Genomic DNA, 13,938 nt, shown 5'->3' on the forward strand with positions numbered 1-13,938 from the left:
GAACGGCTGTCGCGGCCACGCACTTGGGGCGTAGCGTCGTCCGTGAGGCCAATCACAGGACGGAGACCACGTTATGACGCAGTGGCAGGACCGCACCACAGGTGAACGGGTCAAGTTCCTTCGCGGCTCGAATCTGACCCAGGAGCAACTGGCCGAAGCCTCGGGCGTGAGTGTCGGCACGGTCCGCAAGCTCGAGCAGGGCGGAAACCTGAGCCTGCCGTACCTGATGAAGATCGCCTCCGCGCTGGGTACGGACGTCTCGACGATGCTGGGCCAGCAGTCACCGAGGCGCGGCATGGAGCGCGACGAACGCGCCGCGATAAGGGCCATGTCGCAGGCGGTCCACGGTTCGGCGCTCGGGGACGTCACCCTCAACGAACCTGGGCCCCTGGCCGACCTCCAGGCCGCCGTGAGGCACGCCGACGCGCTGCTGTGGGTCTCCGACTACCCGAAGCTGGGCGCCGTACTGTCGCAACTGCTTCCGGAGGCCCGGGCGCTGTACGACTCCGCCACCGGAGAGGAGCGCAGCGCAGCAGCCGGTGTTCTCGCGGATGCCTACCAGACCGCTGCATACGCCTCGAATTTGCTCGGGCAACGCGATCTGTCCCGCTCGGCACTCAACTACGGCCGAGTGGCCGCCCTGTCGGTCGGCGACGACCTGCGCGCGGCGCACCTGACGTCCACGGTGGCCTGGGTGAGCCTGCGCGACGGCCAGACCGAGTTCGGCGTCCAGGTGGCCGAGCGGGCGGCTGGGTCGATCGAGCCGAGGATGTCCGAGACGGACCCGGATCGGCTGAGCGTCTACGGCCAGCTGGTCACCAACGCCGCTGTCGCCGCGTCCCGGGGAGGAGCCAGTTCGGATAAGGCCCGGGACCTGCTCAGCCAGGCCCACGCGGTGGCCGCCCGGATCGGCCGCGAGCATGCTCGGGGCGGTCAGAACCAGCCCTTCGGCCCCTCCTATGTCGCTACACAGGCCATGAGCGTCGCCATCGCACTTGGCGACATCGGGAAGGCCCAGCGTCTGGCGGAGGGTGCCGTACTCGACCGCAGCATGCCACTATCCACCCGGGCCCGCTGGTTCCTCGACGTTGCGCTGCTGAACACCGAAACGAAGCGGTGGGAGGCGGCGGCGGACGAGCTCGAGCGGGTGTGTCTGATGGCACCGGCGTGGGTACGGCACCAGGCGCTGCCCGGGGTTGTCGCAGCACGAATCGCCGACCACAACGTCGCCCGGGTCCGCAGGATCGCGGCTGTCGCCCGGGTGCCGCTCGGAATCTGACGGACTACTACGGAGCGTGGTATCCAAGCGGGCGTGATCTGCCCCGGGTACCACGCTCCGTGCATTCACGATCAGTAACTGCGGCGCCACTCTTGGATCATGTCGAACCTGCCGGGCAACCGCATCGTGGTCCTTGTGCAGCGCCGCTCCGGTCCGGCACTGCTACGGCGCCTACGGGACACCCTGCCCGACCGCCGGCCGCGAGTCTCGGCGGAGCTGTGCGTACGCACGCCGCCCGGCACGGGAGTCGTGCCGGTACCCGCCACGCCGCGCCACAGCGCGGTCGAACCGGCGCCGGCAGCGGCGGGCGAATGGGGCGAAGCCTCCCTCGACACCGTGGTGCAGGGGCAGCTGCTCCGGCTCGCCCAAGGGGTCTGGCCGGACGGCGGCGGCGCTTGCGGGCCGGAGTCGCCCGCTCTACCGGGGCCTGCTGGCGGCGTCCCAGCTGCCCTTGGAGGGCACTGTCGCTCCCGCACCGATGCACCCGGCGCTCGACGGCGTCCCGGCGTCCGCACGGCCGTGGGCGGGGGGTCGTGATGGCGGTCTTCTCCCGGACGGGACGTCACCGCGGCCGCGCCGCGGACGCCCTGGCCGCCGTGCGGCAGGAAGTGCAGGATGCCGCAGAAGCGGCCCTTGTCGACACATGGCTGCCCCACCTGCTGCGGGCCGCCGAGGGCGGTCTGTCCCCGCGCCTGGACGGGGCTCCGTCGGCCGTCCTGCGGGCCGCGGACCTGGTCCTCGCGTCGGCAGCCCGGCTCCGGCGGCAGACCGCCGAGGAGGTGACGGCGGACATCGGGCCGGTCCTCGACCAGCTCGGCCGCCAGGCCACGTCCTTGACCGCCGCCCAGCAGACGGTCCTCAACGAGGACGCGCTCCGCCACCTCTACTGCGCCGACCACGCCGGGGCGCTCGCCGCCCGTTTCGGCGTCCGCCTGACGGTGCTGGCCGGAGGCGGCTGGCCCGTCAGGCGTCGGCCCGCCGCGCTGCGCGAGGTTGGCCAGGCCGCGCAGAGCCGGGTGGCGGACTACGAACGGGTGGAGGTCCGGGGAACCCCGGCCCTCAACGTGGTGGCCGGGGCCGTCGAGCCGCTGGTCGCCGCACTGGCCGAGCTCCTGGACAACGCGCTGCGCGCCGGGCCGCAGACCCCGGTCCTCCTGGAGGGATCGGCGGATCCCGGCGGCGCCGTGTGGCTGGTGGTCACCGACACCGGACCGGGTCTGCCACCGGAGACCCTCGCGGCCGTACGGCGCGTGCTGGCGGGCGGCGGGAGCATCCCGCCCGCGACGACGTGGACCGGGCGTGGTCTGCGGCTGGTGGCAGCCGCCGCCCGGCACCTGAACTTCCAGGTCGCCGTCACCAGCAGCCCCGGGCGGACGACCGCCGGCCTGCTTCTGCCGCCAGCCCTCCTCACCCCGCCACCGGCTCCCGTCGCTCCCGCCCTGCGCCGCATCCAGTAGTCCCTCCCGATCGAAAGGCCGACCCGTGCCCATGTCCACACCCGCCTCGCCCGCCCCCGTGTCCGTCCGCCCGTCCGGTGCCGGCGCCCTCCTGCCGGTCGATCCCCAGGCGCTGGCCGCTGCGGTCGCGGCCTCCGGCGTGTCCGCGGCCCTGCATGTGAGCCCGGACGGCCTGCTGCTGTGCGCGGCCGGCGACCTCCACCGGGACACGGCGGAAGCGGCGGCCGCCGCCCTCACCGCCGCCACCGCGGCGATCAGAGGCTGCGGCGCCGCGATCGGCGCCGCCCCGGCCTCCCCGGGCCTGGGCCTCAACCGCTTCTGCGGCGAGTTCGACGACGTGACGCTGCTGGCACAACCGCTCGCAGACGGCGCGCTGGTCGCGCTGGTGGGCGGCGGCCTGGCCGAACTGGCCGCCATGGACTTCGCGCTGTCGGACCTCGCCGCCGAGGTCCGACGCAGCGCCTGCTGACCGGCCCCCCTCACCCGCCACTTGCCCCTGCGATCCGCGAGGACGATCCGATGACCACCCCCCGCACCGCGAAATCCCTTCCCCGGCCGGGCCGGCCCCGTACCGGCCGACCGCGCGGTCCGCTCCGCACGGTGCCCGACAGCCGTGACCCTGTCCGCGCGGCACCGGAGGACCCGGCGGCGGTCGCCGACCGGACCGGCGTCGCGGCGGCGCTGCTGGTGTCGGCCGCCTCCGCCCTGGCCGGGGTCCGGGCCACCTCGAACAGCGGCACCATAGCGGTCACCTGCTCCTACACCGGCGGAAGCTTCACCCGGGCGGCCCCGGCCGGCCCGGGGCGCGGCACGCGGGAGTTGCTCGCGACCGTCCTCCTGGGAGCACCCGTCGGCGCGGCCCGCGTCTTCGTGGAGAGCAGGCTGCACCCGACGGTCGTGGCGGTGGCGGGCGGGTGGCGGGCCTTCGCGCTGGAGGCGGACGGCTGGCTGCTGCTGGCCGTGGTCCCGGACCGGCCGGGCGAGGGCACCGCCCCGCACCTGCGCCTCGTCGGCCCCGGCGCCAACCGCGCCGGAGAAGCGAGGGGAGCGGCATGACGACACCCCACACATCGGCCTTCGCCCGCAACGCGCGCCCCGCACCGCAGGTCTCCACCGCTGCCCGGCCGGTCCCGCACCGTGCGACGGCCCCGCACACGGTGCGTCCCCCGGTCGGCGGCGGTCGGCGGACAGCGCTGGCCGGCGCCCTGTTCGGCGTGGTCCTGCTGGCTGTTCTGGCCGGCGCGGCTGCCGCGGCGGCAGTCCTCGCGGCGGTCCGGGCCGGGCTCTGGCAGGCCTCGCTCCTCGCCGCGTTCGTGCTCGTCGCGGGCATCGGTGCGGGAGCGGCCGCCCAGGTCCGGTCACCGCTCCCCGCGCCGCCGCGGGGCCACCGCCCCCCGCGCCTGAGACCCAGGAATGTCTCCCACCGCGCCCCTCACCGAGGTCCGGTGCGCTCGACCGACGTCACGGCCCGCACGGCCGATGCTTCGCACGCCGTCAACGTGCTGGCCGGCGAACCCGGTCCGGCGATGCCGGTCGCGGTCCTGGTCAGCCGCCCCGGCACCGGCACCGGACAACTGGAGGAGGCCGCCGGCCCGCAGCGGACCACGACATACCCGGACGGGTCCCTGGCGTGCGTGCGGCCCGACACCGCCGGAGCCGGTCCGGCGGACCTGGCCGCACAGCTGCTGCCCGACGCCACGGAGATGACCGGGTACCTGCGCGTCGACGGTCACCTCCTGATGGCCCAGGAACGCCGCACCGACGGGTGGACGGTGCGCGCCACGCGGTGGCGGGGCCTGCTGGTCGCGGCCCGCACGCCCGCCGGTGTGCCCGGCATTCCGCAGGTGCTGCTGACCGCCCACGGTCCCGCTACCGAGCCGGAAGGAAGCTCGTCATGAGCTGCGACCACCGTCCCAACTGCCACAAGGCCGGGGCGGGCGATGCCCAGGCGGCCGTCCCGGTGGCGAACCACCCGGACCGGGGTTGGACCCTCTTGTGCAACCGCGTCGTCTGCTCCTCCGACACCGGCCTGCTGCTGCCCGACGGTCGCACCGTCGCGCCCCGCAGGCCCGGCACCGCCACCCGGGGGCGGGCTGCGTGAACGGGCCCGCCTCCCCGCGCCAGGGCCTGGCAGACCGTCCGGCCGGCCACGCCACCGGCACGCGCGCACGCGCCGTCGTCCACCTCGCACCGCCGCCCGATCTTGCCGACCAGGACCCGCCAGCACGGTGGTGGCGCTCGCGCTGGAGCGAGGACCACCACGGGAGCGACCTGCGCACCGACACAGCCGCATCCGCCCGCGTCGCCGCCGCGCTCCTGGGCGGCAAGGACGACCTCGCGCCCGACCGGCTCGCCACCCAGCACCTGCTCCAGGCGGACCCCGCCTGGAGTCAGGACGCCGCCGCGGCCCGCCGCCTCGTCCTGGACAACGTCGCCCGCCTCGCCGCCTCCGGGACGGACCAGTACGCCGACCTCGGCTGCGGCCTGACCACCGGCGACCACCCCCTGGCACCGCCCGAGCTGCGCCCGCTGCACACGGCGGTCCTCCCGGTCGCCCCGGGCGCGCGGTTCCTCTACGCGGACCGGGACCCGATGGTGATGGCCCACGTCCGCGCCCTGCTCCACACCCCGGTTCCCGGCCACGCCCGGCACCTGCACACGGACCTCACCGAACCGGGCCCGCTCCTGGCAGGCCTGCGCTCCCCGCTCGCGGGCCTGGACTGGCGGCGGCCGGTGGCCGTCGTCCTGTCTGACGTCCTGCACGAGCTGACCGACCGGCAGGCCCGCGCGCTGCTCCGAGCGCTGGGCGAGGAACTGCCCGCCGGCAGCGTCCTGGTCGTCACACACCGTGCCCCGGACGGGGACAAGGAGCGGCGGGCTGCGGTTGCTGCGGCCCATGCCGGGGCCGGGCTCGCTTGGCATCCGCGCACCGGCGCCGAGGTCGCCGTCCTGGCCTCCACCTGGCGGACCCCGGGCCCGCCGTGCGGTGCGGGGGCGGTTGACGGCTTCGCCGTGGTGGTCCTGGAGAGCGGGGCCGGTCGGTGAACACGATGCCGCGCGGGGTGCCGGCGGTGACCCTGTGGTCCGGGGAGTCCCGCACCGGCGAGATCGTGCTCCAGTCCTCGCAGGCGACTGCGTTCTGGCCCGCCCGGGTGCTCGGTGTGGGCTACGCGGACGAGAGGGACGAGGACCGCGACGCGACGGGTGTGCTGATCCAGCGCCGACTCCAGGCGCCCGGCTCGGGCACCGCCCGCCTCAAGCTCGTCCACCCGGCCCGCCAGTACCGGTTCATGGCCGACGAGCTGTGCCAGGGCTGCGAAGGCGACCCCGACCGCACACCGGAGGGGACCCTGTGGCTGATGCCCCGCCCCGATACGGCACCCGCCGGGTGGCCGGAGGGCGTGGCGGTCGAGCACCCGCCGATCTGCCTTGCGTGCGCGCTCCGCTCACGCGACGCGTGCCCGGAGGGCCGTCGACGCGGCTGGGTGTCGGTCCGGGTGGGCGACAGCGACCTGTCGCACGTCGCGGGCCCGGTGTTCGCCGAACGCGAGGGCCGGGCGGTGGAGGTCGGGCAGGGCGTGCTGAGCTACGACGATCCGCGACTGGGGTGGATCACGGCGACCCGGTGGCTGCGCACGCTGTGGGACTGCACACCCGTCGACCTGGACGCCGAAGCCCGCGGCGCCGCAGACACGGGCCGCCTCGCGGCCCCGACAGAGGCGGCGCGGTGAACACGACCACGAACACGATCACGGGCGGAAGCGTGGGCGGGCCGGTGGTGCAGGCCCGCAGCATCCACGGCGGCGTCCACATCCACCCCGGCCCCGCCCAGCGGTGGCAACGCCCTGCCCAACTGCCGCGCCCCGCGACCGTGTTCGTCGACCGGACCGCCGAACAGGCGACGGTGACCGCGACTCTGGCCGCCGGGCGCATCGCGGTACTGGTCGGCCCCGACGGCATCGGCCGCACCGCCCTGGCGGCACGGGTACTGCGCGCACACGACGAGCCGGGCGGCTACCTGGCCGCCGACCTGCGGCCCGCCGCCGGCCGGGCACCCGTGGCCCTGGAGGTCCTCGGAGGCTGGCTGCGCGCGCTCGGCGCACCCCAGGTGCCCGAGCGGCTCGACGAGGCCCAGGGCCTGTGGCGGACCCTGAGCGCGGCCCGCCGACCGGCGGTCCTGCTCGCCGGCGCCCTCGACGACACCCTGGTCGGCGACCTCCTGCCCGCGGCCGGCTGCCGAACGGTGGTGACCGCACCGGCCCCCTTGTCCGGCCTGGTGCCCCACGGCGCCGTGCACCTCGACCTCGGCCCGCTCCCCGCGGGCGACGCGGGTGACCTCCTCGCCGCGCTCGCCTGCCGCGAGCTCGAGCGAGGCGATTGGCCGGGCGTGGAGCGGCTGGTCGAGGTGTGCGCGGGCCTGCCGATCGCGATCGGACTGGCGGCCGCCCAGCTCCAGCTCGACCCCGACCTCACCCCCGCACACCTCGCTCACACTCTGACCCCGTCCACCGCCGCCTCCCGGTCCCATCCCGTGGAGAAGGCCGTGCACCGCGCCCTCGACCAGGCCCACGCCCGCCTCGACGACACCCACGCCGCTGCCTACCGCGTGCTCGGGGCGCTGCCGCCGGTCCCGGTGGACGCCTTCCTGCTCGCCGCCGCCACCGGCACGGACCCGGCAACCGCGGCCGCGCACCTCGCGGCGCTCGAGCGCCGCCACCTCACCGCCACGGCCGGCGAGGGCCCCACCGGGCCGCGGCACCGGCTCCCCGGTCCCGGACACGATCACGCCGCCGCTCTCGCCACCGCCCTCGACGGGCCCCGGGCCGCGACCGACACCGTGCTGCGGGCGCTCTCGTGGTGGGTGGGCGCCGCCGAGACGGCCGGGGCCCTCGCCAGCGCCCGCCGCCCGCTGCTCGCGCCCGACGCCGCCCTCGCCACCATCGGGCACCCGCCGTTCACCGGTGCGGCCGGCGCCCGGACCTGGCTGGACGCCCAGGAACCCCTGGTGCGCCCGCTCGTCGACGCCGCCGCCCGCGCCAGCCACCACACGCTGGTGTGGCGCGCCGCGCTCGCCCTCTGGCCACTGGTCCTGGCCGGCCGCGACTACCCGCTGTGGCTCTGGCTCTACCGCTTGGCGCTCGATGCGGTCCGCCAGGACCCCGACGCGCCGCCCGCCGCACTACGCCAGACCCTCAACAGCCTCGCGATCGGCCTGCGCGCCACCGGCCACCACGACGAGGCCCTCGACCTGCTCCACGTGGCGCTCGCCAGCGCCGACACCGATCCCGCAGATGATGCGGCCCTGTCACGGGCGCAGCATCTGCACGACATCGGCGCGACTCGGCACGACGCCGGACACCCCGAATCGGCCCGCGCCCCGCTGGAGGAGGCCCTGCGGCTGCGCCGCGAGCTCGGCTACGTACGCGGCGTGGCACTGACCGAGATCGTGCTCGCCGGCGTCCTCGCCGACCTCGGCGAGACGCGGCCCGCCCTGGCGCTGCTGCGCCGGGCCCGGCAGGCGCTGGCCGGTGAGTCGCTGGAGGCGATGCGGGCGCTCGCCTGGACGGGCAGGGTCCTCGCCGGTGCCGGGCATCCGGTGCTGGCCGGGCGTGTGCTGGGCGCGGCCCAGGACGCCGCCGAGGCGCTGGGGAACGTGCTGTGGAGCGCGCGCCTGCGGGAGTGGCGCGCTCTCGCCTGCGAAGCCGCAGGCCGGCCCGCCGCCGCGTACCAGCTGTTCGCCGCCTCCCTCGAGGCCTACACCGCGGCGGCGTCCAGTTCGGACGTCCGGCGCCTTGCCCGGCACCTGGAACGCCTCACCGGTCCGGCCGGCCGGTCACCGACCTGACCCGCCTTCGCCTCATTGCCCCGCGCCCGTCCCCGTCGATCCTGGAGCAGCTCGTGTCCCGCCCCCGCTCACCCCAGCGGCCCCCGACCCACGGCCCCGGCCCCTGCCCCGGCCTGGAACCGGCCCTCGTCTCCCCGCCGCCCGGCCCCGACGGCCTGCTCCTCGACCCCGGTCCGTCCGTTGCGCCAGGCGAGCGGGCCGGCGTCGTGGCCGGTGTCACCGGGCTGGCGGTCGCCGTCCTCCACGCCTCCGAGGCTGGGGCGCCGCTGCGGATCGACGCCACCGTGGAGACGGTCGACGGCGGCAACCGCTACACCGGCACCACCGCCCACTACGCCGACGGCGTCACCGTCTCCGTCCGCGCCCACCTGCCGTGCCCGGTGCCGGCCGGGGACCGGGCCGAGGGAAGTCTGGCGGGCGACGGGGCCGGCCTGTTCGCCGCCGGCGCGCTGGTCGCCGACGGCGTCCCGCACCCGGCCACGGGCTGCCGGGCGGTGCCCGGCGGGCCGGTGAAGGGCTGGACAGCACGGGTCGACGGCTGGACGGTGACCGTGCACGGGGTGCCGGACACCCCGGCGGTGCAACTCCTGCGCCCCCAGGCCGGGCCCGGGGCCGGCCGGACCGTCTCCGCGGGCCCGGCCCTGCGGGTGCCGCTGCTCGACGGCGGGGGCGAACCCCGCGTCGAGCCCGTCACCGCCGGCGGCGCCGTGGCCGCGGTGCGCAGCACGTACGACGACGGCACCGTGCTGTGGCTGATGGCGGGCCGGGTGGGGCCGGACGCGGCCGCCCGGACCGTCTTCCCCGGCGAGACGACCACGCCGGGCCCCGAGGTGTTCGTGCGCATCGACGGCTGCACGCGGACGGCACAGCAGCGCCGCACCGCCGGGGCGAGCGCGCGGGTGGTGGATCTGTGGGGGGCGCGGTCGCGCACGCTGGTGCTGGTCACGCCCGGCCGCCCGCAGGGGCCGGCGCCGCGGGTCCTGCTGGCCCCGGGCGAGGGTGCCGGCCCGCTCGCGTGCGGTACCGGGGCGCTGCGGTGAGCGCGGCCGCCCTCGCCGGGCGCCCGGAGGTGCCCGCCGACGCCGGGTCCCTCGCACTGGCCAGGCTGCTCGCCGGACCGTCCGGGATTGAGGACATCGCCCGGGCGCTGGGCTGGTCCCCGGCCCGGGTGAAGGACGGCACGGCCCACCTTCAGCAGGTCACAGGCGCGCGCGACCGCACCGAACTGGTCGCCGACTACGCCTGGGCCGGACACCTGACCGCCCGCCACCTCGGCGCCCACGACCTCGAGGCCGTCCACCGCCTGCCCGCCGACAAGCGGCTGCTGCTGCGCCTGAGTGCCGGCGGGGGTGACGACCGGACGGTCGGCGCGGAGATCGGCGCGAGCGCGGCGACGGTGCGCCAGCGCCGCGACGTCCTCCTCGGGGCCCTGGAAGTGGCGACAGTGCACCAGGCCGTCGGGCTGGGCTGCCTGGCCGGGGTCGTACGCCGTGCGGACATGCCCAGGCGGTTCGGGCCCGCGGCCGCGCCGGTGGCCGACCACCTGCGGCTCCCGGTCGCCCTCGCGCTGCGACAGCTCGGCTCCTCGGGGCGGGCCCTGGTCATGGTGCCGCGCCGCGAGCAGTCCCGCCTCGCTGCGGCGGCCGCCGCCCGCACCGGCGGCCTGCGCCGCGTCCTGGTCCTGACCGAGCCGGGCGAGTACTGGCAGCACGACCTGGAGGTCCTCGCGGCCGCGGACCTCGACACGGGCCAGGTCCTCGCCGTCCTGGGCAGGGCCGAGGCCGCCCGGCTGCCACTGCCGCCCGGTGTCGAGGCCGCCACCAACCCGTCGGCCGTCCGCGCCGCCGCCGGCACCACCCTGCCCGCGGTCTTCGTCACCACCCCCCAGGGCCTGCCCGCTCTCACCCGCCTGCACCGCGAAGGCCGGTGGCCGCTGCTCGACCTGGCCGTCGTGTTCGACGCGCACCTGCCCGGCATCGGCGACCCGACCGCCCGCCCCGAGGAGTGCCCGCCCGCCGACGGCGTGCTGCGCCTGACGTCCGCACCCCGGTTCACCACCGCGGACCGCACCGGGCGCGGCGGCTGCCGGCGGGCCGTCACCGGCGCGCTCACGGCGGCGGTGCCGCTGAGGCGGGCCGCGGAGCTGGAACTGATGCGCCACTACCGCCTCGCGGCCACAGCCATCGGCCGCAGCGCCCAGCACGCAGCCCCGGCCCAACTTGTCGCGGACCTGGTCCGGGCCCACGCCCTGCGGCGCATCCTCGTGCACAGCGGCCCGCGTGACGCCCGGTCCCTTGCCGTCGCCCTCGCAAGGATCGGCCTGGACGCCGAGGTCCTTCCCGCCCGGGACCGCGGGCCGGTGCTCGCCCGGTTCGCCGACGACCGGGCCCCGAGGGTGCTGGTCACCGACAGGCCACTGCCGTCGGGGCTGGGCGCGGACGCCCTGGTCCACACCTCCACCGGGGCCCCGACCGAGCGCACCGCCGCGGTTGTCGAGGCCGCGCTCACCCCCGCCCGCCCCGGCGAGGGCCCGCTGCGGCTCGTCTCCGCGGACCGGGCGGACGAGAACTGGGCCGCGCTGGCCGAACTCACCGGCGCGCTGGCCGCTCTCGACCCGCAGCTGGCCAAGGATCTGGCCGACGCCCGCGACCGGCACGCCGGCCACGCCGGCCTGGAGCTCGCCCTGCCGCTGCCCGCCGGCACCGCGGAGCAACGCGCCCGGGCGGTGTGCGCGTGGGCGGACACCACATGGGACGAGGAGATGAAAGCCGCTGCGACCCGCGCGCCCGCCGCCGTCCGGCCCCGCCGCGACGCCGTCTCCCCGTCCGGACGCCCGCTCTCGACCTTCACCCTGTCCCGTCCCGCCGCCCGGACCGCCGCACTGCGGCACAGCACCGGCGGTGCCGCGTGAGCGCCGCCGCCCGCCTCGCCACCCTGTGGGTCCCCGGCCTCGATGCCACCGGCCTGACGCCCGCAGCCGCCCGGCAGGCCGCGGGCCGGCTCGCCCTGCCTGACGGCGATCCGGACCGGCGGACACTGCTCGCACTCGCCGAGATCCACCACCGCGCCGACGGGACATCCCCCGAGCGGGTCGTCGACACCCGACCGGGGCGGCAGGACCGCCTGGAAGCGCTCGCCGCCCGGCCGGCACGCTCGTGCCCGGCGGGCTGCGCACCCCCGAATACGCCCGCCTGCTCGGCGCGACCGCGGCCGGCAGCCGCTTCGCGCCGGGGACCGCCGACCCGGTGGGGGAGGGGTCGGTCGTCGTCCTCGACGAGTCGGCTCTGGCCGCGTCGTCTACCTGCTCGCCGGCACACCCTCCGGACGGCGGGCGCGGGCCGTCCTCGACCGGTGGCTGCGCCACGCCCAGGACACGAGAGGTGCCCTCGAACAACTGGCCGGCGCGCGGGCGGCACTGCGCGCACTCGACCGCACCCGCCGCCCACCCAGATAGCCGCCTTGTCTGAAATGCATCTTTGCTGACCTGCTGTCGTGAACGGAGCCCTGTGTCCTCCCCGCCCTCCCCCCTCGACCCGTACGCCTCTCCGACGGCCGACCCCGACCACCTCGGCACGCCGCACTCCGACAGTCCCCGACTGGGCTACCTGGTTCTCGGCCGCCACTTGCGGCACCTGCGCGAGTGCCAGGACCTCGCTCCCGGCGACATCGCCGACCGCCTCCCCGCCTTCCCGGGCCTCACCTCCCGGGACATCGCGGACCTGGAGGCCGGGCACGGCCCGGTGCTACGCGAGGCCGCCGCGGCCGACCGCCTCCGTTTCCTCCTGCGCGCCTACGGCGCCGGCACGGTTGCCGTCGCCGATTTCCACCAAGGCGCGGCGGAAGCCGGCCGTGAGGGTGGCGGCCGTGCGTGGCCCGATGCCGGGGCGGGTGCGGCCCACCGCTACCAGCTCCTGGAGCAGGACGCCGAGCATCTGCTGCTGGCCGCGGTGACGTCGATCCCCGGTCCGCTGCGCACCGCTGCGGTGGAGCGGGGGATGTGGATGGAGGGCGGCGAGGCACCGCTGCCGCCGGCGCCCACCTCGCAGGTCCTGCGGATCCTGCCTACCGGTGGCTGCCAGGTGTGCCGGATCTACCGGGCGGACCTGTTGGCGGACCAGAACGTGGCCGCCGTGTGGAAGCAGGCCGTCGCCGCCACCCGCAAGGAGGCCCTCGACCAGCGGATCCGACGCCCCGGGCCCGTGACGACCCTGCTGATTGACGAGGCGCTGCTGCACCGCGGCGCGGGCAGCTCGCGCGCGCACGCCGAACAGATGGCCCACCTCGCCGACCTCGTCCGCACCACCCGGCTACAGGTCCGGGTCGTGCCGCTGAACAGCGGCGCCGCACTGCGCTTCGACACCGTCGAACTCGGCCTCGACGGGCGCACGATCACCGCCAACCCGGCGGGCACGCACACCCGCTACCTGGGCGGCGAACACCACGCGCTGCGCTTCGCCCGCGACCGCGCCCACGATCCGGACACCAGCCTCCTGCTGCTGAAGAAGGCCGCGGACGGCACGCTGCGCCGCCCGGACAGGCAGCCGTGGTGACCCCGAGCACCCGGCCGACCAGTGCCTCCCTTCTCGGGCCCGCACACGCACCGCCCTCCTCGTCCCCCCGTCTCCCTCGTACCGAACGGATCCGCCGTGTCCCGCTCCCTCCCCGACCCGGGCAACGGCCGCCTGGCTCTCGACCCCGACTACCTCGCGGCCCTCGACGCGGACCTGTGCCGGCGGGCGAGCGAGTGGCTGCATCCCGTCCGGCCGGACGGCGTCCGCCGGGTACTGGACCCCGGCTTCGGCCAGGACGCCCCCGAGGTCGACCTCGACGACAGGATCGAGGCGGTGCGCCGCGCCACCGGCCTGCCGGTCGTCCTGCTCGACACCGACGAGTCCCCGAAGCGGATCAGCGCCCTGACCCGGTGCGTCGACGGCTTGTCGCGCTACACCGGGACCGTGACCCGCTACGCGGACGGCCGGTGTGCCGAACTGCGCCTGCCCTGCCCGCTGGGCCCGCCCCCGCGGAACGCCGACACCTCCGCGGCCGAGGAAGCCTGCGGGCTGTTCACCCACAGCCACCTAACCGTCGACGGCACACGGGTGGATGCCACCGGCTGCCGCCAGGAGCCCGACGGACCGGTCGAGCTGCGCCTCGCCGATGTCGGCGGATGGAACATCGGCGTGCGCGGCACGGCCGTGGCCGACGGCGCCGCGGTGCGCACGGTGGGCGCCGGCCAGCCACCGCGCCCGGGCCACCTGTGCACCACCGGTGCCACCTGACCCCACCACCCCCACGGCCCGCCCCGGCCCGACCACCCCACCGAGGACACGGGACCGACCCCGCCACCGCACGCACCA

The 13,938-nt window shown here is 76.7% G+C and carries 13 protein-coding genes; all 13 read left to right on the top strand.

The features are described from left to right. Positions 1-73 precede the first annotated feature (73 nt). The 13 genes from BI06_RS00555 (at position 74) to BI06_RS00615 (ending at position 13,860) form a co-directional block, all read left to right on the top strand. Positions 74-1,279, top strand: a complete 1,206-nt coding sequence (locus BI06_RS00555; protein ID WP_043463618.1) for a helix-turn-helix domain-containing protein — start codon at positions 74-76, stop codon at positions 1,277-1,279. Between the two features lie 536 nt (positions 1,280-1,815). Further along, entirely contained in the window at positions 1,816-2,736 is a 921-nt protein-coding gene (locus BI06_RS00560; protein WP_043463620.1) for a sensor histidine kinase, read from the top strand. A gap of 31 nt (positions 2,737-2,767) precedes the next feature. Then, the gene (locus BI06_RS50125) at positions 2,768-3,205 is read left to right on the top strand and encodes a hypothetical protein (protein WP_043463621.1); all 438 of its coding nucleotides are present in this window, start codon (positions 2,768-2,770) and stop codon (positions 3,203-3,205) included. 131 nt (positions 3,206-3,336) lie between these two features. Beyond that, positions 3,337-3,792, top strand: coding sequence for a hypothetical protein (locus BI06_RS50130; RefSeq protein ID WP_158516355.1), 456 nt, complete (start codon positions 3,337-3,339; stop codon positions 3,790-3,792). Further along, positions 3,789-4,634, top strand: coding sequence for a hypothetical protein (locus tag BI06_RS00575; RefSeq protein ID WP_043463626.1), 846 nt, complete (start codon positions 3,789-3,791; stop codon positions 4,632-4,634). The genes BI06_RS50130 and BI06_RS00575 overlap by 4 nt, the downstream gene beginning before the upstream one ends. Beyond that, the gene (locus tag BI06_RS00580; protein ID WP_043463628.1) at positions 4,631-4,837 is read left to right on the top strand and encodes a DUF5999 family protein; all 207 of its coding nucleotides are present in this window, start codon (positions 4,631-4,633) and stop codon (positions 4,835-4,837) included. Before BI06_RS00575 ends, BI06_RS00580 begins: the two co-directional genes overlap by 4 nt. Beyond that, a complete protein-coding gene (locus BI06_RS00585; protein ID WP_043463631.1) occupies positions 4,834-5,781 on the top strand; it encodes an SAM-dependent methyltransferase in 948 nt (315 codons plus the stop codon). Before BI06_RS00580 ends, BI06_RS00585 begins: the two co-directional genes overlap by 4 nt. Beyond that, the gene (locus tag BI06_RS00590) at positions 5,778-6,467 is read left to right on the top strand and encodes a hypothetical protein (RefSeq protein WP_051740044.1); all 690 of its coding nucleotides are present in this window, start codon (positions 5,778-5,780) and stop codon (positions 6,465-6,467) included. Before BI06_RS00585 ends, BI06_RS00590 begins: the two co-directional genes overlap by 4 nt. Continuing rightward, on the top strand, positions 6,464-8,581 hold the full coding sequence (locus tag BI06_RS00595; RefSeq protein ID WP_051740045.1) for a tetratricopeptide repeat protein: 2,118 nt from the start codon (positions 6,464-6,466) through the stop codon (positions 8,579-8,581). Before BI06_RS00590 ends, BI06_RS00595 begins: the two co-directional genes overlap by 4 nt. 53 nt (positions 8,582-8,634) lie before the next feature. Next, positions 8,635-9,621, top strand: a complete 987-nt coding sequence (locus BI06_RS50135; RefSeq protein WP_043463640.1) for a hypothetical protein — start codon at positions 8,635-8,637, stop codon at positions 9,619-9,621. Next, on the top strand, positions 9,618-11,492 hold the full coding sequence (locus BI06_RS00605; RefSeq protein ID WP_149030202.1) for a hypothetical protein: 1,875 nt from the start codon (positions 9,618-9,620) through the stop codon (positions 11,490-11,492). The genes BI06_RS50135 and BI06_RS00605 overlap by 4 nt, the downstream gene beginning before the upstream one ends. Positions 11,493-12,087: 595 nt before the next feature. Continuing rightward, positions 12,088-13,131 carry a Scr1 family TA system antitoxin-like transcriptional regulator gene (locus BI06_RS00610; RefSeq protein ID WP_043463646.1) on the top strand — a complete coding sequence of 348 codons (1,044 nt, stop codon included), beginning with the start codon at positions 12,088-12,090 and terminating at the stop codon, positions 13,129-13,131. Between the two features lie 96 nt (positions 13,132-13,227). Beyond that, complete coding sequence (locus BI06_RS00615) at positions 13,228-13,860, top strand: hypothetical protein (RefSeq protein WP_043463649.1); 633 nt, start codon at positions 13,228-13,230, stop codon at positions 13,858-13,860. The last annotated feature ends 78 nt before the right edge of the window (positions 13,861-13,938 follow it).

The sequence above is a fragment of the Kitasatospora sp. MBT66 genome, assembly GCF_000710405.2.
GTDB classification, from domain to species: Bacteria; Actinomycetota; Actinomycetes; order Streptomycetales; family Streptomycetaceae; genus Kitasatospora; species Kitasatospora purpeofusca.

Excerpts from the sequence above, each read along its gene's own strand:
- BI06_RS00555 (WP_043463618.1), top strand. The coding sequence starts at position 74 with ATGACGCAGTGGCAGGACCGCACCACAGGTGAACGGGTCAAGTTCCTT.
- BI06_RS00560 (WP_043463620.1), top strand. The coding sequence starts at position 1,816 with ATGGCGGTCTTCTCCCGGACGGGACGTCACCGCGGCCGCGCCGCGGAC.
- BI06_RS50125 (WP_043463621.1), top strand. The coding sequence starts at position 2,768 with ATGTCCACACCCGCCTCGCCCGCCCCCGTGTCCGTCCGCCCGTCCGGT.
- BI06_RS00575 (WP_043463626.1), top strand. The coding sequence starts at position 3,789 with ATGACGACACCCCACACATCGGCCTTCGCCCGCAACGCGCGCCCCGCA.
- BI06_RS00580 (WP_043463628.1), top strand. The coding sequence starts at position 4,631 with ATGAGCTGCGACCACCGTCCCAACTGCCACAAGGCCGGGGCGGGCGAT.